Raw genomic sequence first — 23,284 nt, forward strand, 5'->3', positions numbered from 1 at the left:
CGATCAGGGTCAGGCGATTTTTTTACTGGGCCGCACCCGGTAGCGACTCGACCGGCAGATGACAATGCACCACCCGACCCGGTGACGGTTCACGGGCCGGGGGCGGCGTTTCAGCGCAGTGCGGCATCACATAGGGACACCGGGCGGCAAACGGACAGCCCGACGGCCGTGCCTCCGCACCGGGATTCTCGCGTTGCGGCTGGGTGACCGGCGGGCCATCACCCACCCCGGGAATCGCGGCCAGCAGCTGGTCGGTGTACGGATGACGCGGGCCCTCGAACACCCCTTCCACGGGTCCCGACTCCATGATGCGACCGAGGTAGAGCACCGCAATGCGATCGGCGATATAGCGCACCACCGCCAGGTCATGGGAGATGAATAGATAGGCCGTGCCACGGCGCTGCTGCAGGTCGATCAACAGATCAAGGACTGCCGACTGAACCGAAACATCCAGCGCCGAAGTGGGCTCATCGAGGATGATCGCTCGCGGGTCACCGGCGAAGGCGCGGGCGATCGCGACCCGCTGGCGCTGCCCGCCGGACAACTGCCCGGGGCGACGGTCGGCCGTATCGACTTCCAGCGCAACCTGACGCAATCGGTCGGGCACTGCCGCCCGTGCCTCGGCCCGACTCAGTCCACCCAGCCCCCGTATAGCCCGGGCAAGCGCAGGGCCGATGCGGTGACTCGCATTCAGGGTGTTCTCGGGGGACTGGAACACCATCTGCAGCGCGCGACGCGCGTTAAGGCCGCGTTGGCGCTGCTGTCGCGACAGCGGATGCCCTTCAAGCAGCGCTTTACCCGCCACCGGCTCGGTCAGTCCCGTCAGCCCCCTTGCCAGCGTGCTTTTGCCACTCCCTGATTCACCCACCAACGCCACCGTCTCCCCCTCGCGCACATCGAGGCTGACCCGGTCGAGGATACGAATGCCGCCGTATTCCATCACCAGGTCTTCACAGGCCAGAACGGGCCCGCCAATGGATCGCCTGATGGGCTCGGCGGGCGGCCGGTTACCGCCCGGTGGCGCGGTTTCCTCCGGGAAAAGACAGCGGCTGCGATGCGTTTGATCAAGCCTGCGCAGCGGAATCGCCTGATGCCGACAGGCATCGCGGGCGATCGGGCAGCGGGGCGCGAAGGCACAACCCATGGGTCGATCATCCAGAGCCGGCGGATTACCCGGGATCCACGCCAACCGCCCGGATTGCCAATGCGCCTCACCCCTCGGGATACAGTCCATCAGCGATGCGGTGTACGGATGTCGCGGTTGCTCGAACAACTGCCTGACCGGTGCCGACTCAACGATTTCACCGGCATACATTACGGCCACTCGATCGCACACCGAACGAACGACGGCCAGGTCATGGCTGATCAGCAGCATGGCCAGTCCCAGTTCCGCGCGCAGCGTCTCGAACAGCGCGAGAACCTCCGCCTGGATACTGGCATCAAGCGCCGTTGTCGGCTCATCGAGCACCAGCAGGTCCAGCGAACCCGCCAGAGCCATCGCAATCACCACCCGCTGCTGCATGCCACCGGAGATCTGATGGGGATAGGCATCGAGTAGCTGTGTCGGCTCGGCGATGCGCACCTGCTCGAGCAGGCGAACGCTCGCGCGCCGTGCCTCTTTGACGGATTGTCCCTGCTGGTACTCAAAAATCTCAGTCAACTGGCGGCCGATCGTCAATGCAGGATTGAGTGCGGTTGCCGGGTTCTGGTAGACCACCGCGACCTGGTTGCCGCGTCGATCCTGCAGAGCCGCCGGGGTCAGCTCGGCGAGATCCTCGCCCGCAAGGCGGACACGGCCCCTTGGTATCCGGGCGTTTTCCGGCAGATACCCGAGCGCTGCCATGGCGAGGGTCGATTTACCGCACCCGGACTCCCCGACCAGACCGACCGTCTCGCCGGGCCCGATGACCAGATCCACGCCGCTGACCGCCTCAAGCCACTGCCCCTTGCGACGGAACGACACACACAGATCTTCAAAGGCAAGCAGAGGTGTGCTCATTGCGTTTCGAGATCCCGCAGGCCATCAGAGATCAGGGAAAACCCGATGACGACAAAGGCAATCGCCATTGCCGGCGCCAAAACCGCCCAGGGTGCCGTCGTGAGCAGGGATCGGCTACTCGCGACCATCAATCCCCAATCCGGCGCGGGCGGCTGGACGCCCAGCCCCAGAAACCCGAGCGTCGCCGAGGTGAAAACCGCATAGCCAAGACGAATGGTTCCCTCCACCATCAGGGGACCACGGATATTGGGGGCGACCTCGACCATCAGCACCCGAAAATAACCCTCGCCGCGAAGCCTTGCGGCCTCGACATACTCCTTGCGGACCTCAGTCAGTGCGGCGGCCCGGGCGGTCCGGGCGATGAGCGGTGCGAAGACCAGTCCGATCACCAGGATGACATTCAGCGTTGAGCTACCCAGCGCTGTCAGCGCCAGCAACGCGAGCACCACGATCGGGAACGCCATGACCGCATCCAGAAGGCGCATGATGAGCTCATCAAGCCAGCGGCCATTGTAGGCGGAGATCAGTCCCAACAGCGTCCCAATGACAAGCCCCAGCAGGGTCGATGCCGGTGCGATCGCAAGCACATAACGGCCACCGTAGATAACGCGGCTGAGGATATCCCGCCCATACTCATCCGTACCCAACCAGTGCGCCAGGGACGGCGGCGCCGTGGTTGGCCCGATGCCCATCGCGGTCGGCGCATGAGGGGCCACCCAGGGCGCCAGTGCCGCGGTGACGACCCAGAGCCCCACCATGACGAGCCCCACGGTGAGCCCCGGCGAGCGGCGCCAGAGACTACTCAGCGACGGCATCGCGCACCCGCGGGTTGAGCAGGCCATAGACCAGATCAGCGGTCAGGTTGGCAAGGGAAAACACCAGCGTGACCAGCAGCGTGCAGCCTGCGAGTAGCGGCACGTCCTTGTTGGAGGCCGCGTTGTGGAGCAGGCTCCCGATGCCCGGGTAACGAAAGAGGCTCTCGACAACAACCAGTCCACCCACCAGCCAGCCGAGCTGCGCGCCGATCACGGTCACCGTCGGCAGGAGCGCGTTGCGAAGGACATGACGTCGAAGCACGATCCGCTCGGGCAGACCCTTCAGCCGTGCCGTGCGCGTGTAGTCCGCCTCGAGCGCGGCGATCATGCCGGCCCGGGTCATTCGAAAGAGATAGGCAAACAGCAGCAGCACCAGACACATCGCCGGTAGCACTAGGCCATGGAGCATCGCCCAGAACCCGGCACCGGAGCCTGTCACGGCCTGCACCGGGAACCACGGAAGAGCAATACCAAAGGCCACGATGAGCACAACGCCGGTGACGAACTCCGGCATGGCCCCCAGCGCCAGACCCATAATGGAAGCCACCCGATCGAGCGCCCCACCGGGACGACGCCCGGCCGCAACCCCAACGCCAATGGCCAGCGGGATCAGGATGCCGATCGCCAGGGCGGCGAGCACCAGCGAGCGGCCGAGCCGCTCCAACGCGAGCGGCAGCACCGGCGTATTCAACGACAGCGACTCACCCCAGTCGCCCTGCAGCACGCCCCCTATCCACTGGAGATACCGCACGACGATGGGTTGATTCAGTCCCAACTCCTCATTCAGCGCCTCAACGGCGCTCTCCTGGGCGAAGGGACCCAGAATGATCCGGCCGACGTCGCCCGGCAGCACGGTCGTCATCGTGAAGATGAGCACCGATGCAACGAGCAGCGTCAGGCCAAGCAGCATCAGCCGCCGGGCGGTATAGCGCAGCATGGACGCGTTCAGGTCACCCAGGTGCGAGTCAGATCAAGGAAGTTCGACATATTACCGGGCAGATTCATCACCCGCTTATTGACCGGTCGGAAGCCGTCCTTGAAATAACCGATCACCGCCGGGACCTCCTCCTGCAGGATTGCCGCGAGTGAGTCGGCGATCTCGGCACGCGCCGCCGGATCCGGCTCGCGCTCGAAATCATCGAGCAGCGCGTCGAAACGGGCATTCGTCCACTTCGGTGCATTCCAATCAGCGCCGCCGCGGAATGCCGCATTGAGGATCTGCCCCGGCGTCGCCCGACTCGCCCAGTCCGTCACACCAAACGTCACCTCGGTCCAATGATCGTAATAGACGTTCAACGGCTCGATCTTCAGATCAACCTGAATACCGACCTGACTCAACATCTGCTGGAGCATCTCGGCGTACTGCGGGAGCTCGGCAAGACGACCGACGTGGAGATCGATCGGGAAGCCATCGGGATAGCCCGCCTCGGCGAGTAGCGCCCTCGCCCGTTCGAGGTCTTTCTGACGCTGATCCAGCTCCACACCGACTGGATAGATCGGCGCGAGCGGGTGGTCATTGCCGATCGCCGCATTGCTACCCAGCAGCACCTCCATCGCCCTCGGTCGATCAACCGCCAGGGCGACGGCCTGCCGGACCCGCACGTCATCAAAAGGTTTCTGATCCGTGCGCATGGTGACCTGCGCGTGCGTCGCGGTGGGCTGGGTGACCATGCGCACGTTGTCGGCCTCGAAAAGGGGCCGGATATCGATATAGCCCGCCGAGAGCATGGCATCCGCCTCGCCGCCCTGCATGGCGAGCACCTGCGGCTGTGAGCCGTCGTAGAAGTCCATCTCGACGCGGTCCAGGTAAGGCAGCGGATCGTTCCAGTAACGCGGATTGCGCTCGAGGCTGGCGCCCTCCTGCGGGCGATAATCGGTCAGCCGGAAGGGGCCCGTGCCAATCGGATTATTCGCAAAGTCGCCGTCGTAATCGGCCGGCAGGATCACTGCGTTGTACACGTGTGTGTAGTACGGGAAGGCGCCCACTGGACGATCCAGGGCAAAGCGCACCCCATAGCGTCCATCCGCGGTGACGTTCTCGGGCTTGAGGAAGTCGAGCTGTGCCGCACCGGAGGAGCCACTGTCAGGCTGGACCATGCGCCGGAAGCTGGCCACGACATCCGCGCTCGTCATCTCCTGGCCGTTATGAAACTCAACGCCTTCCCGAAGCTTGAAGTGCCAGATCCGGGCGTTGTCCTGCGATGACCAGTCGGTCGCGAGCACCGGGCGAAGGCTGAGGTCATCCTCCGCCCAGACCAGATACTCCGCGACCTGCTGGACGATGGCGATGACACCGCCACCACTCATGGTCACCGGCTCGAGATTCTCGGCGAGCGGCAGCGCCATGCGGAGTGTTCCCCCGCGAGTCGGGTTCTGTGCATGACCAAGCATCGGCCACGTCCCGGTCGCGGTCACCGCACCGGCAACCCCCAATCCATGCATGAGTCGCCGACGGCGACGATCGATCAAATCCATGGCATCGTCTCTTCTGAAATTTTAACGGTTATTGTGCGCGAGATAGCGATCCAGTGCATCCGCGAAGCGTTTACGATCGGCCGCCGTCAGGCCCGACGGGCCCCCGGTGTGGATGCCGCTGCCGCGCAGCGTTTCCATGAAATCACGCATCTGCAGCCGGGCGCGGATATTCTCGCGCGTCTGCGCCTCGCCTCGGGGCGTCAGGACCAACGCATCCCGATCGATGACCTCTGCAGCCAGTGGGACATCACTCGTCACCACTAGATCCCCGGCACCTACCCGACGGACGATTTCGTCATCGGCCACATCAAAGCCTGAAGCGACCTGTACGGTGTCGATAAGGGGCGACGGGGGCACGGGGATCGGTTGGTTGGCGATCAGGGTGAGCCGCACGCCGGTTCGCTGCGCCGCCCGAAACAGGATTTCCCGAACGGCGACCGGACAGGCATCGGCATCAACCCAGAGACGCATTCAGGCAGCGACCAACGTTGCGACCAGCGTCTCGAGATCATCGGCGGCAAAGTCGGGTCGAGGGAGATCCGCGAGCCGGATTTCGGCGTTGCCCGCGCGCTTGATAAACGCGGCCTGACAGCCCGCCGCCTGGGCACCGATGGTATCCCAGCCGTGGCAGGCCACCAGCAATAGATCCCGCAGCGGCACCCCCAGTGCCGATGCCACCTGGCGGTAGCAGGCCGGCGCGGGCTTGAACTGGCCCACTGGATGGACGCTGTAATGCGCCTCAAAGTACTCGGCGATCCCCGCCCGCTCGAGCGGTGTCGGGGATGCGGACGGCGGCGAGTTGGTCAGCGTCACCAGCCGGTAACCGCTGGCCCGCAGACGCTCGAGTGCCGGGACGACATCTGCATGGGCCGGCATGGAGCGGATCAACTCGCCCAGTGCCTGTTCATCCGTGGCTGTAAGCCGAGCGCCCATCACCTCGGCGCGCATGCGCAGCGTCGCGATGGCCAGCTCGCTGAATGGCACATAGCGCCCGGCGAGCGTGACGGTCTGGGAGTAGAGAATCAGCTCGGCAAACCAGTCCCGCATGGCGCGGCGGTCACCCAGGCAACGCTCGAACAGCGGTTCGAGCGTTGTCAGGTCGAGCAGTGTCTCATTGACGTCGAAAACGATGATCGGCTTCATGACGAGCACGTTATCACTCAACAACCGCCACCGGTCGGACACTGTTGATGGTCCCGCTCGTACTGGATGGTGGTGTGCTGAATATTGAAGTCCTCGGCCAGCATGGCTGAAGCCTCGCTGATGAGGCTGTCGTCGCCCTCGGGATCGGGTTTGACGAGATGGACGGTCAGCGCGTTCTCGGTCGTGCTCAGCGCCCAGATGTGCAAATGATGGGCGGAGCTCACACCGGGCAGCGCCTCAAGACGGGCCCGCACCGCGGCTGGATCAATGCCCCGGGGCACGGCGTCGGTGGCGAGCGCCAGCGAATCCTTGAGCAGCTGCCAGGTGCCGATGAAGATCACCGCCGCAATGACGAGGCTCACCACAGGGTCGATCCAGGCGAGCCCGGTCAGCACCAGCATCGTGCCCGAGACCACGACACCAACCGATACCGCCGTATCGGCGGCCATGTGCAGAAACGCCCCACGGATATTGATGTCGCCCCGCTGGCCCTTGAGGAACAGCAGCATGGTGATCGCGTTGATCACCACCCCGATCGCCGCCACGCCGATCACGGTGAGACCGGCGACATCAGCCGGATCAGCCAGCCTTCGGACGGCCTCCCAGGTGATCCCGCCGACCGCGGCGATGAGGATCAGCGCATTGAACAGCGCCGCCAGAATCGTGGTCTTTTTCAGGCCATAGGTCCGGGCGTCGGTGGCGGCCCTGCCCGCCATCCAGCTGGCCGCCCAGGCCATGATGAGCCCCAGGACATCACTGAGGTTATGACCGGCATCGGCGATGAGCGCGAGCGACCCCGCCATCACGCCGTAAACCGCCTCAATCACCACGAACAGCGTATTGAGCACCACGGCGATGGCGAATGAGCGGTTATGGGCAGCGAAATGCGCGCTATGGTCGTGGCTATGATCGTGTGTCATCGACTGGACAGGGTAACGTTGCCACCCGAAGCCCGTCGCCCACCGCCTCCAGTATTCCCGCATCGAGCAGCGCCGCCAGTGGTCCCTGTAGCCGATCGCGTGCGTTCTCCGTCAGCCGCGTGAATCCGATGGCGTGGATGCCCGCATTCATCGCGGTCTCAGCATCGTTGGTGTTGCCGTCGAGTACCGCGCGGAAGAGCGCGAGCATGAGCTCCTCATCACTGACGGCTTCCAGCCGCCGGGTTTTCTCCGGCGCCTCACGCCAGTCGCGATAGGGCGGCTTGAGAAACTGCGCGGGACGGGCGACGAACCCGCCCCGCTGGCTTAGATCGGGGGTTGCCGACAGGGCCTGGAGGCGTGCCTCGATCCGCTCGCGGATGCGCGAGCCGAGCCGCCCCACGTCGGCGGCCGCCAGCAGGCGGTCGGCCAGGGTATCGAAATGCACCGGCCCCTCGGCGTCGACAATCCCTTCAATTGCCGCGTCAAGGGGCGCGTCCGGAATGGCGTGAAAGTCGTCATACCCCGCCAGTGCCAGCCGGGTCAGGTCGATCGCCTGATAGGCGCGTATCGGATGAAGATCGGCTGTCCACCGGGTTGGCGGATCAAGCCGGCCGGGGCACAGCTGCGCCGCAGCGGCCTCCGGGTCGGGTCGTCTCAGGAGCTGCTCATGCAGGCATACCGCTGCCTCAAAGCCGCCGAGGTCGTCGGTCATTCCCGCTCTCCGATCAACTGGAGTTCGACACCCAGGGATTCCACCAGCCGGTCGAGCAGCGCATCCTGCAGGATGGTGCGCGGCCCCAGGGCCAGGCAGGCGTCATCGATGGCGAACACCGCCTCGGTACGGAGGGCCTCATCGACGCGCGCGGCGAAAGCGCCCGCCAGATGGTGGATCACGCCGAGGATCGCCGCGGGGTATTCGGCGGCCGGACGATCGGCGAGGGCCTCCTCGAGGACCTCACCCGCTGCATTGACATCCGTCACCAGCACCGCGGTGAACGGGTTGTCGGGGACATGGGCGTCAACAATTGCCGCATCAAGCGCCCGATCACCCCGCCCCATGACGGCGGCCAGATAAACGAGTGCGGCGAACAGATCGCGGACCGGTTCGGCGGATGGGACGATGCCATGTGCCCCGAGCACAGCCTCGCCAGCCGCCGCCGCGGTGTCAGTATCCACGGCAATGCGCTCCCGGGCCTGGCGGGCCTGCTGCCAGCGCCCGACGGCCCATTGCAGGGCACTGGCCAGCAACCGCACGCTCCACCCCGCGAGCCGGAAGAGCGCCCCGGTCAGACGCGCCAACCCCATCAGCGCCAGATAGATTGCATTGGCGGCCGCCGCTTTCTGACCCCGGAACTGCACGCCGGCGAACTTTGCCGACGAGGCGCCCGGGCGCAGCCAGTTGATGGTGCCGAGCCCCACCTTGCTCGAAACGCTCACGCCGCTTTTTGATAGATTGACCTTGGCGATATCGGGTCCGTAGCGACCCCGGAGCACGAACCGGCCGTTCTGCATGGCGACCTGGGTGTTCTTCGCCAACCGGGTGGAGACACGAAAGCCATGGCTGGTGTTGCCGGTCAGGTTGATTCCGGCGGCCTTGACATGGGCGCGCAGCGCCACCCCACCGGTGCGGCTCGCCCGCAGGTAGCGGCCTGAGTAGTCAATGCGCTTCTGCCGCCCATCGCGGTCCTGTTCACCGACCTTGAAGGTTGTCATGACGATCGCGCCGATGGTGTGTCGGTGTCCTCCAATGCCGGCAGGTTGAATAGCAGCGAAACCAGATCGCGGTTGACATAGTAGTTCTCGCGACCGAGCTTTTGTTTGGCGAGGATGCCATCCTCGGCCAGCGCGTCGAGATATCGTGTCGCCGTCGCCCGGGAGACCCCCAAGTCGCGCTCCAGAAAAGCAACCTTGGTGTAGGGGTGCCGAAAAATATTGTTGATCAGATCCTGACTGTAGAAACGATGACGGTCACGGATGATGTGCTTATGGGTATGCAATAGCCGACCGATCATCTCCACAAGCCATGTCGTGTGCCTTGCCGTAAGCGCGACACCCTCGAGCAAGCCCTCACGGACCAGTGCGAGGACATTGATGATCCGACCGGTCTCTTCGTGGAGATAGCGCTCAAGTCGTGACATCAGGTCAGGGACTCGCTCGGGCGATGGTGGGTGATAGACGACCTCACCGGTCCGCTCGTTTTCCAGCACCGTCCCGGGCGTTCTCCGAAATCCGGCGCTATTCCCCTCAAGAACGGCTTGAACCTCGCAGACAACATTGGTCGTAAGCAGCCCTGTCCGGCGTACGGCCTGCAGACCGACCTGCAATCCATCAGCATAACGCGCCACTTCTTTACTCGCCGGGTCGGCCTGGGTCGGCTGGACCTGATAGCGATAGAGGGCATCCTGCGTAGTGATGATGTTCTCTATCTCAGAGCTGCTTTGCGCCTCCTGCAGGGAAAGCGTCGACAGGAGGAGGCCCTCGTTGGGTATCGTTTTAGCGACGCCCTTCAGCTCCGCCAAATGCCGATGGGCCGAGACAAGTGCCTGCATGACGGGAAGTGTCTCGAGCGGCCCTCGCGGTGGAAAGTAGTCGTCAATCGACGATGCCATGACCGGCTCCTGTCACGCGCCTGAAGTTCTCAAAAACCGCGATATTTGAGCACGTCGCCCCTAACGTTCTCACAAACCGCCCGGTGTGAGCACTGTCTGTGTTGTCATCGGGGCCGACTTACAAGCCCTGGCAAATGCGCCTCGATGGTGGCGCGCATCGGCTCATGCGCCGGCGGTAGCTTGAGGTCACTGCCCAGTGATTCCACCGGCTCGTCCACATCAAACCCCGGATCATCCGTGGCAATCTCGAACAGCATGCCACCGGGTTCGCGAAAGTACACCGAGCGGAAATAATACCGATCGACCTCACCGGAACATGGCAGCTGCCAGGCGCGGATGCGCTCGAGCCGCTCGAGCAGCGCCGGGCGATCCGCGACCCGAAACGCGACATGATGGACGGTACCGTAGCCCGCCTGCCCCGGTGCAACGTCCTCCACCAGGTCGATGTGTCGGGCGAGCGGCGCGTCAAGGCTGACAAACCGCGTGCCGCCCACGCCGGCGCCCGACTCGACATAATCCAGCAGCCCGGTCAGCACTCGCGCAGTGGCGACCGGCCGGTGACTGGCAAGACTCATGCCCGAAAACCCTCGAATGGCGGTTTCGCCGCGCGTGTCAGCGGCAATGGACGAGGGGGCATCACCGATCAGCGCCAGCGGCAGACCATCGGGATCGTGAAACTGCAGCATTGGGACATCGGTATGACCCGGCGTGACCGTGATACCGGCGTCGGCGAGCTGTGACTGCCAGGCGGCAATGGCACCAGCCGGCACCGAAAAACGCGTCTCGAGGGGCTGACCGCGGCCCGCTTGGCCCGCCGGCACTCCCGGAAACGGGAAGAACGTCATCGCCGTGCCGGGACGGCCGCGATCATCCCCGTAGTAGAGGTGATAGCTGGACGGATCGTCCTGATTGACGGTCTTTTTGACCAGACGAAGCCCCAGGACCCGCGTGTAGAAATCAGCGTTGCGCTGCGGGTCCGCGGCGACGGCGGTGATGTGGTGCAGGCCCTGAACGGTCGTCATGCCATCACGATATCAGAGCGCTGCGGTCAGTGTTCGCGCGGTTGCCAGTGGGCGCCGAACTCATCCACCGGGATTTTGAGATAGCGCAGCCCATTGGATTCCGCCGGCGGGAAATGCCCGGCGCGGATATTGACCTGCACCGCCGGCAGGATCAGCACGGGCATGGGCAGTGTGGCGTCCCGGGCCTCGCGCATCGCCACATAGTCATCCTCGCCAACGCCTTCCGCCACATGGATATTCGCCTGGCGCTGCTCGCCAATGGTGGTCTGGCACGCCGGCTCGCGGGTGTCGGTGCCGTAGTCATGGAGCAGAAACACGCGCTGGTCATCATCGAGCGCGGCAAACAGACGGTGGATCGAGCGATACAGGGCCCGCGCCGAGCCGGCCGGGAAGTCGCAACGCGCTGTCCCGGCATCGGGCATGAAAAGCGTATCGCCAACAAACACGGCGTCCCCGATCACATAGGTAATGTGATCGCTGGTGTGCCCGGGCGTGTGGAAGACCTGCGCAGGGAGATCGCCCAGCGCAAAAGTCTCCTCGTCGGTAAAGCAATGATCGAACTGCCGGCCATCGGTCGCAAAATCCTCCCCCAGATTGAAAAGCCGGGCAAAGCGGGCCTGCACCTCGGTGATGCGCTCGCCGATGGCGGTGGGGGCGTCGAAGCGGGCTTTAAGAAAGGCGAGCGCACTCATGTGATCGGCATGGGCATGGGTCTCGAGCAGCCAGTCCACACGCAATCCTTCGGCCTCGACCACCGCGATCAGCTGCTCGGCGGTCTGCGTGCCGCTGCGGCCCGAGTGCGGATCGTAATCGAGCACAGGGTCGATGATCGCCGCCCGGCGGGTTGCCGCGTCCCAGACCACGTACGAAAAGGTATGGCTGGGCGCATGAAAAACCGATCGAACGATGGGCTGCACGACTGGGCCTCTCCTTTTGACGAGGGATTGAGTCTATCAGTCTGCCAAAGCGTGGCGCCCACCACCCACCGCGTGCGAGGATTCAGTCCATGAGTAATGGTTCACGCTATCGTTTTGATGACCTGAAAGCGGTCTGTGCCAACGACTGGCAGGCCTACATCCAGCATGATTTTGTCGCCCAGCTCGGCGACGGCACCCTGCCTAGTGACTGTTTCCAGCACTACCTCAAGCAGGACTATCTGTTCCTGATTCACTTCGCGCGGGCCTATGCGTTGGCTGCCTACAAAAGCCGCACGCTTGCCGAGCTGCGCCAGGCCCACGAGGGGCTGAAGGCCATCGTCGATCTGGAGCTGGGTCTGCACGTTGACTACTGCCGCAAATGGGGCATCAGCGAGGCCGAGCTCGAGGCATTGCCCGAGGCCCGCGCCACCATGGCCTATACCCGCTATGTGCTCGATACCGGCCATCGCGGCGATCTGCTCGATTTGCATGTGGCGCTTGCCCCCTGCGTGATCGGCTATGGCGAGATCGCCAACTGGATCAACCGCCGGCCTACCACGGTCCGCGGGGGCGATAACCCTTTTGATGCCTGGATCGCGATGTATGAAAGCGACGAGTTTCAGGCGGCCATGGCGGCCGAGCGCACCTGGGTCGACGCCCGTCTTGTCGATGTAACCCCGGCACGTTTTGATGAACTCGTCACCGTGTTTCGGGATGCGACACGGCTTGAAATCGACTTCTGGCAAATGGGACTCGAACGGCGGAGCTGAGCGCCGTCACGGATAATTGCACCATGGCGAAAGGATTTGGCAGCGAAGACGCCGCACAGGACGAGATCGAGGGGGCCGTCAACGACGCAGTCCGACGGGCCCAGGACGCCCTGCCCCACGGCGAGAGCCTGACCCACTGCGAGGACTGCGACAGCGTCATCCCCGAGGGCCGTCGCAAGGCGCTGCCCGGCGTGCGCCTGTGCGTAGAGTGCCAGCAAGCCCACGATCAGGCCCGCACCCACCCATCGGCCTATAACCGCCGTGGCAGCAAAGACAGTCAGCTACGCTGAGTCGCCGCATATACTTAATCAGCATTAACGTATCTCTATAAATTCTTTCCAGTTTTAAAAGGCGCTGTCTAGACTCCGATAATCCGCAGCGACAATTCATCGGAGGCTTGACATGATTTCCACCCCAACCATCCGTCATATCGCCGGGGGCATCGCCCTCGCCCTTTTCACCGGGCTGGCGACCGCCAACCCCAATACCGACGCGCTCGTGACCACCGACTGGCTGGCCGACAACCTGGATCGTGATGACCTCACCGTCATCGAGGTCAGCGTCAATCCGGGCAAGTTCGAGCGCGGCCATATTCCGGGTGCGGTCAATTTCCGCTGGCACACGGACCTGGTCGACACGGTCCGCCGCGACATCATTGACCGGGCGTCATTCCAGACCCTGCTGCGCGATGCCGGCGTCTCCGGTGACGACGAAATCGTTCTCTACGGCGACACCAACAACTGGTTTGCCGCCTGGGGCGCGTGGATCTTTGATATCTACGGGGTCGACAGTGTCCGCCTGCTGGATGGCGGTCGGGACAAGTGGGAGGCCGAGGGCCGCCCCCTGAGCCTGCGTCCGGCAAGCCACCCACCGGGCGACATCGAGGTGAGCGAGGCCGATGAGTCCATCCGTGCATTCCTGCCGGAAGTGGTCGAGGTCGCGAGTCGCGAGGCCGCTAACACCCAGCTGGTGGACATCCGCTCGGCCGCCGAATACGAGGGCCGCATCATCGCCCCGGACGGCGTCGATGAGCTCTCGGTGCGCGCCGGGCATATTCCGGGGGCGGTCAATGTGGGCTGGGGCAACGCCGTCAACGAGGATGGCACCTTCAAGTCAGCCGACGAACTGCGCGCGATCTATGCCCAAGCCGGCGTTGATGGCAGCAAGCCGGTCATCACCTACTGCCGCATCGGTGAGCGTTCGAGCCACACCTGGTTCGCGCTCTCGAAGATCCTCGGCTACGACGTGAAAAACTACGATGGCTCGTGGACCGAGTATGGCAACTCAGTCGGCGTCCCGGTCACCAACCTGGCCGGCACGGTCTGGGGTGGTCAGTAACACCGGGCCATAAGATGGAGAACATCACTGCCGCCGTTACAGCGCCGGCCTTACGCCGGCGCCTCCTGTTCTCTACGGTGCTGCCCACGCTCATAGCCGCCGGGCTCATCGTCGGGTCCTGGCAGCTCAGTGTGAGCAATGGCGATCCGCTGGCGCTCAGTCTGCTGCTCGGCGCGACATTCGGTGTACTCCTCCAACGGGCCCGATTCTGCTTTTTCTGCGTGACCCGGGACTTTCTGGACCATCGCGACGCCCGCGGCCTGCTGGGTATTCTTGCCGCCCTGGCGGTGGGCACACTCGGCTATCACCTGATCTTTGGTCTGTTTGTCCCCGACCCCGCGGGTGGACGCCTCCCGCCCGATGCGCATATCGGGCCCGTAAGCTGGGTACTCGCCCTGGCAGCGTTCACCTTCGGCAGCGGTATGACCCTGTCGGGTTCCTGCATCAGTGCCCATCTGTATCGGCTGGGCGAAGGCGCCATCGGGTCGGTGGCTGCGCTCGGCGGTGTGCTGATCGGATTTGGGCTTGGCTTTGCCACGTGGAACACGCTTTATCTGGCGGCTATCGATCAGGCACCTGTCATCTGGCTGCCCGACCTCGCGGGCTATGGCGGATCGATTCTGATACAGCTCGGCGGGCTCGGCCTGCTGGCCCTTGCGCTCATGCGCTGGCATCGACCGGCGGGTCCTGCCAAAGCGGCAGGGCCAGCCAGCTTTCGCGGGCGACTGATGGGGCAGCGTTGGCCCACCTATGTGGGCGGTCTGTTGATCGGCGCGCTTGCCGTGATGGCCTACCTGCGAGTCGCGCCACTGGGCGTCACCGCCGAGCTTGGCAGTCTGGCGCGCACGGCCGGTAGCGGCCTCGGAGTGCTACCCGATCGATTACAGGGACTCGATGGCTTCTCCGGCTGTGCGACGGCGCTCAAGAACGTCCTCCTGTCAGAGAATGGTGCCTTCATCATCGGTCTGATCCTTGCCTCCCTGGCGTCGGCGCTCGCGGCCGGCGACTTTCGCCCGCAGCGGGTGACGGTCGGTAAGGCTGCAGGCAGTCTTGCCGGCGGCGTCCTCATGGGCTGGGGGGCCATGACCGCGCTTGGCTGCACCGTCGGCACGCTGCTCTCGGGCATCATGGCTGCCGCGGTTTCGGGGTGGGTATTCGCGCTTTTCTGCCTGCTCGGCCTTTGGCTGACCTGGAGGATCAGGAATTGACTGACCCCGCCTGAGAAGGAAAACTCAGGCACGCAGTCAACTGGAGGAGAGATTGATGGCGAATTTTCGTAACACGCTGCGGGCGATGGTGCTCGGGCTCGGATTGGTTCCGCTCGTCGCGGGTGCCCAGAGCGAGGCCGATTTCAGCGAAATCGAGCCGATTGAGCTGCGCCTTGCACATGTCGTCAACGAGCAGGACGGCTTCCATATCGCCGCGGAGAAATTCAAAGCGCTCGTTGAAGAGCGCTCCGATGGGGCTGTCTCGGTGGAGATATTCCCCAACGCTCAGCTCGGCGACGAGCGAACGCTACTCGAGAGCATGCAGATCGGCACGGTCGATATGGGCGTGATCACGAACGGCCCGGTCGCCAACTTCGTCGAAGAGATCGCGGTTTTCGAGCTGCCTTTCCTGTTCCCTTCCCGCGAGGCGGCCTACCAGGTCCTTGATGGCCCGGTTGGTCAGGATCTTCTGGATGAGCTCGAGCGCGTCAATCTCAAGGGCCTGGCCTACGCGGAGCGCGGTTTCCGTAATCTGACCAACAGTCGCGGCCCGGTGACCGAGCCGTCTGATCTGGATGGCCTGAAGCTGCGCGTCATGGAAAACCCGGTCTACGTCGATACCTTCCGGGAACTCGGCGCAAATGCCGTGCCGATGGCCTGGACGGAGGCGCTGACCGCCATGCAGCAGGGCACCATCGATGGTCAGGAGAACCCGGTCAACGTCATCCACTCCTTCGAGCTGAACGAGACGCAGACGCACATGACGCTCAGCCGTCATACCTATGCGCCGGCGATCTTCGTCATGGGCATGCCGGTCTGGAGCGAGCTCCCGGAGCCGGTCCAGGGCGTGATCGAGGCGGCGGCCCAAGAGGCGGCCGAATATGAGCGCCAGGTCAACGAGGAAATGGAAGCCGAACAGCTCGCCGAACTCAAGGCCTCTGGCATGGAGGTCGTCGAAGACCCTGATCTCGAGGCCTTCCGCGCGGCGGTCGATCCGGTCTACGACGAATACAGCGACCGCTTCGGTGAGTATCTGAGCCGCATCCGCGAGCAGCTGGACTAGGCCTTGCTTCGGTCACTGCGGGCGATCGAAGGCGCCATTGATGCCGTGCTGCAACGCGTTGCCGTCGCCGGCATCGTGGCGCTTATCGCCGTCATGTCACTGCAGATCGTCTCGCGGGTCCTTTTCACGGCGACAAGCTGGAGCGAGGAGACCGCCCGCTATCTGCTCATCTGGCTGACCTTCCTCGGCGCCTGCCTGGCCTACCACCGCGGCCGGCATATCGCCGTATCGGTTCTTGCCGATGCCCTGCCCCCGCACGGGCGGCGAATCTGCCAGGGCCTGATCGCCCTGGTCACGATTGCATTCATGTCGGTGCTGCTCCAGGTCGGGCTGGAGTACATGGCGTTGCAGTCATTCCAGCAATCGGCGGCTCTGCGCATTCCCATGTCGGTGGTCTACGCCGTCATGCCGCTCAGCGCCGCCATCATGGCCTACATGGCGCTGACCGACCTGCTTGACGCCATCCTCGGGCAGCCCGGCGATGCGACCGGCGGGCGCCGCCCGTGACGCTGCTGCTGTTCGGGGTTTTCTTCGCCCTGCTCATCCTCGGCGTGCCGGTGGCGATCGCCATCGGCGCAAGCACCACCGCCGCGCTGTGGGCCGACGGGCTGTCCCTGATGGTCCTGCCCCAGCGGCTTTTCGCCGGCATCGACTCATTCGCACTGATCGCCGTTCCGCTGTTCATTCTCGCGGGCGACATCATGGCCGGCGGGCGCGTCAGCGAGAAGCTCGTGGCATTCGCCGACGCCCTGTTCGGCTTTCTCAAAGGCGGGCTTTCCATTGTCTCGGTGCTCGCCGGCATGTTCTTCGCGGCCATCTCCGGCTCCGGTGCGGCGACCACCGCGGCCATTGGATCCGCCCTGGTGCCGGAACTGCGCCGCAAGGGCTACGAACCCGCATCGGCGGCCAGCCTGATTGCCGCCAGCGGCACCATCGGGGTTGTCATCCCGCCCTCGGTGCCACTGATCATCTATGCAGTGATCGCCCAGGAGTCCGTCACCGAGTTATTCGTCAACGGTCTCCTACCGGGCGTCGTCATGGGCGTTGGGCTGATGGCCGTCGCCATCACCGAGGCCTATCGGCGTAACTACCCGCGCGGCTCTGCGTTCAGAATCGGCAATGTGCTGCGCACGCTGAGGGATGCGTTCTGGGGGCTGATGACGCCGGTGATCATCCTCGGCGGCATCTTCTCAGGCGTTTTTACGCCCAGCGAGGCGGCGGTGGTGGCAGTCAATTACGCCTTGCTGGTATCGCTTTTCGTCTACCGTGACCTCGGCCTGCGCGACATCTACCGGATCATGCTGCGCTCGGTGATCACCACCGCGGTCATCATGTTCGTGATCGCGACATCGGCGGTCCTCAGCTGGACACTGGCGAACTGGAGCATCCCCGGCACCCTTGCCGAGGCGACCCTGTCGCTGTCCACCAACCCGTACGTGATCATGCTGCTCGTGGTGGCGGTCATTCTGCTCACGGGCGTGTTCATCGAGACGGCCAGCGCGCTGATCATCCTTACTCCCGTGCTCCTGCCGCTGGTGACACAGCTTGGCATTGACCCGATCCACTTCGGGCTGATCATCGTGGTGGGCCTTGCCATTGGCATGATCACCCCACCGGTGGCGATCAATCTGTATGTGGCCTCCTCGGTCACGGAGCAGCCGCTCGAGCGTATCGCCCGTTCGGTTCTGCCCTATCTGGCATGCCTCATCACGGTTTTACTGGGCGTGGTCTATCTGCCCATGCTGCTGGGCGTCGGTTGACCCCCAACTCATCCCGTCGATCAGACCCAAGGTTTTCATCGCAAACGCCTGGCATATGGGTTCCGGTCATCCCAGACTGGGCATGATCATGTCATGCTCACCCCCATCGCCCCATCCGGTATTTTTTCGGTGCCCCCGCTCAGGTGCACCTCGCGCATCTCGAACTGGACGACCGGTGACCTCACTCAAACCTCGGTCCAACATCAGAAACACAGCTGCGATCGATGGGTTCGTTCGGCGCATCCAGGAAGTTCGCGACCACACTCCGGCCGCACAGCAGATTCAGATGGACGTCGTGGCCCATGCCATGGAAACTGACGAACTGCGCGTTCGGCAGGCGTTCTGCCAGGCGTCGGGCCACCGCATGCGGGATAAGGCCATCGGCATCGCCGCTCAGCACCAGGACCGGATGTTCCGGCTGGATCGGCTCCGAGAAGGCGGCTGGCGCCTGCCCGACCTCCCAGATCGGGCAGGTCGTCCGGTAGACCTGAAGATCATCGCCGGCCGGATAGTAAAGCGGGTTGGATTCAACGACGGACTCAAGCGCCGCCGCATCGTCCACCGGAAAGTCTTCCCGACACTTGACCGACAAGTGCTGACCCAGAGTCAGCCCGGCAATGACGTCGTTGAGTGCCGCCGAAAAGATCGCTGAGACCTCGCGGTCATTGAGGGAGAGCCGACCTTCCGCCACTTCGTAGAGCTCGACAATGAAGCGCGGGACCCGCGTCGCCGACTCGCTGAAAGCCAGATGTCCGGAAAGCGCTTCAACGACATCGGCCCACACAACGGTTTCTCGAACCGGCTCCCCGGAGGCTGGATCCTCGAACTGCAACACCACCGGCTTGTCCTGAAAATGCTCCGCGATGGCTTTGAACTTGCGCTCAAGATCGCCATATCGCTCGACGCAGGATGCATCCGCCGCGCAGGCCGCAAAAAGCCCTTCGAAGCGCCGGGGACGCTCGGCGATGAACTCGGCCGTTGCCTGCGACTGCAGCGTGAGCGGTGAGTTGAGGACCACGGCCCGGATCCCGGCCGGGTCAACTCGCATAAGGTCGAGTGCCAGGCGTCCACCATAGGATGTGCCCTGGACGTTCCAGTGCCGAAGGCCCAGCGCCTGGCGAATCGCCCGCAGGTCCAACGCCGCGGCCCGCGTGTCGAACTGCGCGAGGTCGACGTCCTCATTCACCCATTGGTCATGGCAGGCGGTAAAGCGCTCCACCAGCGCCTGGTCGGGATCGCGTTCGCGATCAGACTCGGCGGCTGAATCAACATCCGCCCCGTCGTTGAAGGGATTCCGGTCGAGCTCGGGCGGCGATACCTCTGGGCAGTGCAGCGCCGGCTCGGACAATCCCGTGCCGCGCTGATCAACGAGGATCACGCCGCGGTTGCGCCGCAACTCGACGGCGCCACCAAAGCCCGCGATGGCGTCCGAGCCAGCCTGTCCGGGGCCGCCACTCAAAAAGACGACGGGATCAGGATCGGGGCTGGACGAGAGGTTGGAGAGTAGCGTGAGATGGACGCCGATGGTCCGAGCTTGCGGCGGCAGGCTGCCATCGGCTTGCACGTCGCCGTGATCCATCGGCAGCTCGGCCATCAGGCAGGTCGGTGTCTCACCCAGCGGCGGTGTAAAAGGACACTCGACCACCTCGAGTGCAACATCGGGAACGGGGGGCAGAGCCGGCGTCGCCGCCAGCGCCATTGCCGGCAGCGCCGCGCACAGCCCCGCGAGCAGCGGGCCGGGATTCCCTCTGGGCATGGAAAGATCCGTATTCAGCGTGCGGGTAACCGATACATTTGCAGCCAGCGGGGACCGCGGCTTGTCCTGTTGACGCGAATCCTTTGCCGTTCGTCCAGCAGCCGGCGCCTTGGCCGACCCTCCACACTAGTGCGTCAGGTACTGCAGTGAGCCCTCGGCAACCTGCTGGAAAATCACCGGTTTATCAATCAGTTCACCATGCGGGTCGAAGCGGTAGAGACCACTGACGCCCGAATAGCCCATCGGCGCCCGCAGCGCCTTGGCAATAGCCGCCGGCTGAACCGACTCCGCTCGCTCCATCGCCGCCGCCAGCAGATAGACCGCGTCATACCCCTGCGCCGCCGCGGCGTCGGGACGTTGCCCCGTTTTCTCCTCGTAGGCGGCCACGAATTCAGCGACCCGCTCGCCCGGCATGTCCGGGTGAAACACCGTGGTCACCTGAACGCCGCCAACGGCGTCACCGCCCAAGCGCACCAGCGCCGGGGAGTCTAGCCCGATACCCCCATGGATGGGTACATCGACACCCAGCGCACGGATCTGCCGAATGATCGCCGCCCCCTCGGGCAGCGACCCAGCGATAACTATGGCGTCAAACGCTAAGAAATCCCGCCAGTCGCGAAAGCGCCTCGCGTGATTGCTGCCGACGCCGTCATACCCGCGCCGGTCAACAACCTCGAGACCGCGCTCGGCCGCCCGCGACTCGAACTGTCGGGCCAGATCCCGACCGAAGGGATTGTTCAGGTAGTAGACAACCACCCGCTCATGGCCCTGCGAAACCAGCCGATCCGCCAGCTGCCGGCCGCTGTGCGCGTTGTTCACCATGGTGCGGAATACCCACTGGTACCCGCGCTCGGTCAGATGCACATCCGTCGCGCCGGGCGTCAGCATGGGCAGCTCCGCCTGCTCGTAGGCGGGCGCAGCAGCAAGGGCGAGGCTCGAGTCAAGATGCGCAATCACCGCGGAGAGCCTCGGATCGGCAGCGAAAGACTCGGCAATCCGCATCGCTTCATCCACCGAGCGCTCGTCGTCGCGCAGTTGCAGGGTAAGCGGCCGCCCGAGCACACCACCATCGGCGTTGATCTCGCCGACGGCCAGCTCCGCGCCCTCCACCAGCGTTCGTTTGGGATGATCGAGTGGCCAGGCAAGTCCAAGCGTTATCTGCTCAGCCACGGCCAGATGCCGGGTGCGCTCCCGGGCGGGCTCCTGCTCCAGACAGGCTGTCAGGAGGCCCGCCAGCACGAGCAGAAACGCCGCTCCCCGGCCCTGCCAGGAGAATCTCACGTCCGGCATTCAGCTCACCTGCCGCTCGGCCATGCGAGCGAATAGCCCGTGGTTTTTAATCAGTGACTCGTAATCCCCCGCCTCGACCAGCCGCCCGCCGTCGAGCACGAGGATCCGGTCGGCGTTTTTAACGGTGCTCAAGCGGTGTGCGATGACGATACGCGTCGAGTTCATCTGCTCCAGGCTCTCGCTCACCCGGGCCTGGCTGGCATTGTCGAGGGCACTCGTGGCCTCGTCGAGGATCACGACCCGTGGTCGGTCGACAATGGCCCGAGCGATCAGCAAGCGCTGGCGCTGTCCGCCCGAGAGCGTATGGCCGCCATCATCCAGCAGCGTATGCAGCCCCATGGGCCATCGCGCGATGTCCTCCTCCAGCCCCGTATGTCGGGCGGCCGCCTCGGCATCGGCGCGCGTACAGCCCGTGTTCCCGACGATATTGCTGAAGATATCGCCGGCCATCACGCGTTGCTGCTGCAAAACGACACCGAGTCGCCGCCGCACCGCGCTCACGTCAAGCCCGGCCAGATCCTGCCCGTCGTAGTAGACTCCGCCGCTTGCGGGCCGCTCAAAGCCCAGCAGAAGGCGTAACAACGTGGATTTGCCCGACCCCGATTCCCCCACCACGGCAATGAACTCGCCGGGGCGCGCGCAAAATGACACGCCATCGAGGACCGACGGCCCATCGGGATCGTAGCGAAACCGCAGATCACTGACCTCGAGCGCCCCTTTCAACCCGCCCGGATCGGCCTTGCTGGTATGGAACTCGGGCTCTGCCTCCAGAATGGGCCGGGCCCGCTCGTAGAGCGGCACGACGTTGAGGATACCGACCAGCGTCTCGCTCAGGCCCAGCATGCCGCCGAGGAAGATTCCGAACGCGGCATTGAATGCCAGGAACGCACCGGTACTGATGGCCTCCGGCCCGAGCAGGAAGGCGACGCTGGCAAATAGCATCACGCTGCCAAGGATCGGGTAGACGGCCTTGATTGTGCCGGTGACGTTGTGGATGCGACCGGCCGCGATGACATGGCGCTGCTGGTAACTGAAGGCCTTCACCCAGCGCATGAAGGCACGGCGCTCGGCATTCGCCGCCTGCAACTTGCCCAAGCCGCCCAGCAGTTGCAGCAGCAAGCCATCAATGCGACCGGCGGCACGCGCCAGCGCGCGCTCGTGACGCAGTGCCGCCGAGGTGAGCATGGCGCTGACGCCGACCAGAACGATGACAAGCCCAAGCCCGACCATTGCCAGCGAAGGGCTGTAGACGATCATGACCGCGAGGCTGAGGAGCGCGAGGAGCGAGGCGAGTAGGCTACTCAGTGTCGTGCCGGACAGTGTCTCGCGGATCTGCGAGATCCCATTCGCCCGGCTTGCCAGGTCCCCTGCCGTGTAGTCACGGAAGAACGTCGCTGGCAATCTCAGCAGCCGATCCCAGACCGCCGACTGCAACTGTCCATCGGCCTGCCCCTCGAGGCGCAACTGCGCAAAGCGCTGGGTTAACTGGAACAGCGCCGAAGCGACGGCAATCCCGATCAGACCCATGCCGAGCTGCAGCAGTTCGCGGCGGCCCGCGCCGGGGATGACGGAATCGATGAGATAGCCCGTGGCGACCGGAATAACCAGCCCGAGCAAGCCGATCGTAAGCGCAAGCCCACCGATCACACCGAGGTCTACCCGCCGGCCCTCCAGGGCGAACCCGAGGACCGCGAACATGCCGGAAAGGCGTCCACGCAAAGGCCGATAAACCTGGAAGGCGGTGCCGTGGAGTGCCTCGACATCCCGCGCCGTGAGCCGTCTCGGCGGTTCGCCCGCGACATGAATCCGCCACGTCGGACCAACGCCCTGGCCAGGCACCAGGGCGACGGGTTCTGCCGCCTCACCCAGAAAGCCCAATAGTGGCGCTCCCCCGCCGGCATGCCAGCACCCGATGAGCTGCACCCGACGCGCGCGGCAGCCGGAGGCGAGCATCATGGCTCGCAGCCTGGCCGTTAAGTCATCACCGTCGGCCTGGCGGGCGCTGCGTGCTGGCGGCTCCCGGAGCTCGAAGCCGAGCACTGATGCGATCACCTCGAGTGCGGCACGGAGCGGATCCTCGCTGGCATGACCGGCCGCCGGCAGCGGTCGCACGAGCTCGGCGAGCTCCCGCATCCCCTGTGCCATCCCGGCACGCTCACGCGCCATCCGCCAAGCCAGCCGATCGCGCTCATCAAGCAC

22 protein-coding genes are annotated in these 23,284 nt (G+C 64.5%); 7 read left to right on the forward strand and 15 right to left on the reverse strand.

From position 1 onward, the window contains the following. Nucleotides 1–22 precede the first annotated feature (22 nt). From FPL11_RS04290 to FPL11_RS04345, 12 genes are all read right to left on the reverse strand, one after another. A complete protein-coding gene (locus FPL11_RS04290; protein ID WP_144347564.1) occupies nt 23–1,999 on the reverse strand; it encodes a dipeptide ABC transporter ATP-binding protein in 1,977 nt (658 codons plus the stop codon). Next, nucleotides 1,996–2,814, reverse strand: coding sequence for an ABC transporter permease (locus FPL11_RS04295; RefSeq protein ID WP_144347565.1), 819 nt, complete (start codon nt 2,812–2,814; stop codon nt 1,996–1,998). Before FPL11_RS04295 ends, FPL11_RS04290 begins: the two co-directional genes overlap by 4 nt. Further along, on the reverse strand, nt 2,798–3,751 hold the full coding sequence (locus FPL11_RS04300) for an ABC transporter permease (protein WP_144347566.1): 954 nt from the start codon (nt 3,749–3,751) through the stop codon (nt 2,798–2,800). The genes FPL11_RS04295 and FPL11_RS04300 overlap by 17 nt, the downstream gene beginning before the upstream one ends. Nucleotides 3,752–3,759: 8 nt before the next feature. Next, on the reverse strand, nt 3,760–5,160 hold the full coding sequence (locus FPL11_RS04305; RefSeq protein ID WP_235013439.1) for an ABC transporter substrate-binding protein: 1,401 nt from the start codon (nt 5,158–5,160) through the stop codon (nt 3,760–3,762). Between the two features lie 150 nt (nt 5,161–5,310). Continuing rightward, nucleotides 5,311–5,760, reverse strand: a complete 450-nt coding sequence (locus tag FPL11_RS04310; protein WP_144347568.1) for a YaiI/YqxD family protein — start codon at nt 5,758–5,760, stop codon at nt 5,311–5,313. After that, nucleotides 5,761–6,432: a haloacid dehalogenase type II gene (locus FPL11_RS04315; protein ID WP_144347569.1), complete on the reverse strand. Its 672-nt coding sequence runs from the start codon at nt 6,430–6,432 to the stop codon at nt 5,761–5,763. Between the two features lie 17 nt (nt 6,433–6,449). After that, complete coding sequence (locus FPL11_RS04320; RefSeq protein ID WP_144347570.1) at nt 6,450–7,352, reverse strand: cation diffusion facilitator family transporter; 903 nt, start codon at nt 7,350–7,352, stop codon at nt 6,450–6,452. Then, complete coding sequence (locus tag FPL11_RS04325; protein ID WP_144347571.1) at nt 7,336–8,064, reverse strand: DUF3320 domain-containing protein; 729 nt, start codon at nt 8,062–8,064, stop codon at nt 7,336–7,338. Before FPL11_RS04325 ends, FPL11_RS04320 begins: the two co-directional genes overlap by 17 nt. Further along, a complete protein-coding gene (locus tag FPL11_RS04330) occupies nt 8,061–9,065 on the reverse strand; it encodes a hypothetical protein (protein WP_144347572.1) in 1,005 nt (334 codons plus the stop codon). The genes FPL11_RS04325 and FPL11_RS04330 overlap by 4 nt, the downstream gene beginning before the upstream one ends. Beyond that, the gene (locus tag FPL11_RS04335; protein WP_144347573.1) at nt 9,062–9,961 is read right to left on the reverse strand and encodes a Fic family protein; all 900 of its coding nucleotides are present in this window, start codon (nt 9,959–9,961) and stop codon (nt 9,062–9,064) included. Before FPL11_RS04335 ends, FPL11_RS04330 begins: the two co-directional genes overlap by 4 nt. 104 nt (nt 9,962–10,065) lie before the next feature. Next, nucleotides 10,066–10,983, reverse strand: coding sequence for a VOC family protein (locus FPL11_RS04340; protein ID WP_144347574.1), 918 nt, complete (start codon nt 10,981–10,983; stop codon nt 10,066–10,068). Between the two features lie 26 nt (nt 10,984–11,009). Further along, nucleotides 11,010–11,900, reverse strand: coding sequence for an MBL fold metallo-hydrolase (locus tag FPL11_RS04345; RefSeq protein ID WP_144347575.1), 891 nt, complete (start codon nt 11,898–11,900; stop codon nt 11,010–11,012). Between the two features lie 89 nt (nt 11,901–11,989). Here FPL11_RS04345 and tenA point away from each other — a divergent pair, with 89 nt between their 5' ends. From tenA to FPL11_RS04380, 7 genes are all read left to right on the forward strand, one after another. Beyond that, nucleotides 11,990–12,670, forward strand: a complete 681-nt coding sequence (gene tenA, locus FPL11_RS04350; RefSeq protein ID WP_144347576.1) for a thiaminase II — start codon at nt 11,990–11,992, stop codon at nt 12,668–12,670. A gap of 23 nt (nt 12,671–12,693) precedes the next feature. Continuing rightward, entirely contained in the window at nt 12,694–12,960 is a 267-nt protein-coding gene (locus FPL11_RS04355; RefSeq protein WP_144347577.1) for a DksA/TraR family C4-type zinc finger protein, read from the forward strand. A 112-nt stretch (nt 12,961–13,072) separates the two neighbouring features. Next, complete coding sequence (locus tag FPL11_RS04360) at nt 13,073–14,008, forward strand: sulfurtransferase (protein WP_144347578.1); 936 nt, start codon at nt 13,073–13,075, stop codon at nt 14,006–14,008. 14 nt (nt 14,009–14,022) lie between these two features. After that, nucleotides 14,023–15,216, forward strand: coding sequence for a YeeE/YedE family protein (locus FPL11_RS04365; protein WP_144347579.1), 1,194 nt, complete (start codon nt 14,023–14,025; stop codon nt 15,214–15,216). A gap of 55 nt (nt 15,217–15,271) precedes the next feature. Next, on the forward strand, nt 15,272–16,279 hold the full coding sequence (locus FPL11_RS04370; protein ID WP_144347580.1) for a TRAP transporter substrate-binding protein: 1,008 nt from the start codon (nt 15,272–15,274) through the stop codon (nt 16,277–16,279). A 3-nt stretch (nt 16,280–16,282) separates the two neighbouring features. Continuing rightward, nucleotides 16,283–16,786 (forward strand): TRAP transporter small permease, encoded by a 504-nt coding sequence (locus FPL11_RS04375; protein WP_200833585.1) that lies wholly within the window; start codon nt 16,283–16,285, stop codon nt 16,784–16,786. Then, nucleotides 16,783–18,039, forward strand: a complete 1,257-nt coding sequence (locus FPL11_RS04380) for a TRAP transporter large permease (RefSeq protein WP_144347581.1) — start codon at nt 16,783–16,785, stop codon at nt 18,037–18,039. Before FPL11_RS04375 ends, FPL11_RS04380 begins: the two co-directional genes overlap by 4 nt. A gap of 181 nt (nt 18,040–18,220) precedes the next feature. On the opposite strand, the gene FPL11_RS04385 is transcribed toward FPL11_RS04380, so the two are convergent. From FPL11_RS04385 to FPL11_RS04395, 3 genes are all read right to left on the reverse strand, one after another. Continuing rightward, complete coding sequence (locus FPL11_RS04385; protein ID WP_144347582.1) at nt 18,221–19,795, reverse strand: alpha/beta fold hydrolase; 1,575 nt, start codon at nt 19,793–19,795, stop codon at nt 18,221–18,223. Nucleotides 19,796–19,921: 126 nt separating this feature from the next. Next, nucleotides 19,922–21,085, reverse strand: a complete 1,164-nt coding sequence (locus FPL11_RS04390; RefSeq protein ID WP_144347583.1) for an ABC transporter substrate-binding protein — start codon at nt 21,083–21,085, stop codon at nt 19,922–19,924. Continuing rightward, on the reverse strand, nt 21,086–23,284 hold the full coding sequence (locus FPL11_RS04395; RefSeq protein WP_144347584.1) for an NHLP bacteriocin export ABC transporter permease/ATPase subunit: 2,199 nt from the start codon (nt 23,282–23,284) through the stop codon (nt 21,086–21,088).

Source organism: Spiribacter aquaticus (assembly GCF_007625215.1).
GTDB classification, from domain to species: Bacteria; Pseudomonadota; Gammaproteobacteria; order Nitrococcales; family Nitrococcaceae; genus Spiribacter; species Spiribacter roseus.

What these genes read in the sequence shown, in the direction of transcription:
- FPL11_RS04290 (WP_144347564.1), bottom strand. Translation starts at nt 1,999, where the DNA reads ATGAGCACACCTCTGCTTGCCTTTGAAGATCTGTGTGTGTCGTTCCGT.
- FPL11_RS04295 (WP_144347565.1), bottom strand. Translation starts at nt 2,814, where the DNA reads ATGCCGTCGCTGAGTAGTCTCTGGCGCCGCTCGCCGGGGCTCACCGTG.
- FPL11_RS04300 (WP_144347566.1), bottom strand. Translation starts at nt 3,751, where the DNA reads ATGCTGCGCTATACCGCCCGGCGGCTGATGCTGCTTGGCCTGACGCTG.
- FPL11_RS04305 (WP_235013439.1), bottom strand. Translation starts at nt 5,160, where the DNA reads ATGGCGCTGCCGCTCGCCGAGAATCTCGAGCCGGTGACCATGAGTGGT.
- FPL11_RS04310 (WP_144347568.1), bottom strand. Translation starts at nt 5,760, where the DNA reads ATGCGTCTCTGGGTTGATGCCGATGCCTGTCCGGTCGCCGTTCGGGAA.
- FPL11_RS04315 (WP_144347569.1), bottom strand. Translation starts at nt 6,432, where the DNA reads ATGAAGCCGATCATCGTTTTCGACGTCAATGAGACACTGCTCGACCTG.
- FPL11_RS04320 (WP_144347570.1), bottom strand. Translation starts at nt 7,352, where the DNA reads ATGACACACGATCATAGCCACGACCATAGCGCGCATTTCGCTGCCCAT.
- FPL11_RS04325 (WP_144347571.1), bottom strand. Translation starts at nt 8,064, where the DNA reads ATGACCGACGACCTCGGCGGCTTTGAGGCAGCGGTATGCCTGCATGAG.
- FPL11_RS04330 (WP_144347572.1), bottom strand. Translation starts at nt 9,065, where the DNA reads ATGACAACCTTCAAGGTCGGTGAACAGGACCGCGATGGGCGGCAGAAG.
- FPL11_RS04335 (WP_144347573.1), bottom strand. Translation starts at nt 9,961, where the DNA reads ATGGCATCGTCGATTGACGACTACTTTCCACCGCGAGGGCCGCTCGAG.
- FPL11_RS04340 (WP_144347574.1), bottom strand. Translation starts at nt 10,983, where the DNA reads ATGACGACCGTTCAGGGCCTGCACCACATCACCGCCGTCGCCGCGGAC.
- tenA (WP_144347576.1), top strand. Translation starts at nt 11,990, where the DNA reads ATGAGTAATGGTTCACGCTATCGTTTTGATGACCTGAAAGCGGTCTGT.
- FPL11_RS04355 (WP_144347577.1), top strand. Translation starts at nt 12,694, where the DNA reads ATGGCGAAAGGATTTGGCAGCGAAGACGCCGCACAGGACGAGATCGAG.
- FPL11_RS04360 (WP_144347578.1), top strand. Translation starts at nt 13,073, where the DNA reads ATGATTTCCACCCCAACCATCCGTCATATCGCCGGGGGCATCGCCCTC.
- FPL11_RS04365 (WP_144347579.1), top strand. Translation starts at nt 14,023, where the DNA reads ATGGAGAACATCACTGCCGCCGTTACAGCGCCGGCCTTACGCCGGCGC.
- FPL11_RS04370 (WP_144347580.1), top strand. Translation starts at nt 15,272, where the DNA reads ATGGCGAATTTTCGTAACACGCTGCGGGCGATGGTGCTCGGGCTCGGA.
- FPL11_RS04385 (WP_144347582.1), bottom strand. Translation starts at nt 19,795, where the DNA reads ATGCCCAGAGGGAATCCCGGCCCGCTGCTCGCGGGGCTGTGCGCGGCG.
- FPL11_RS04390 (WP_144347583.1), bottom strand. Translation starts at nt 21,085, where the DNA reads ATGCCGGACGTGAGATTCTCCTGGCAGGGCCGGGGAGCGGCGTTTCTG.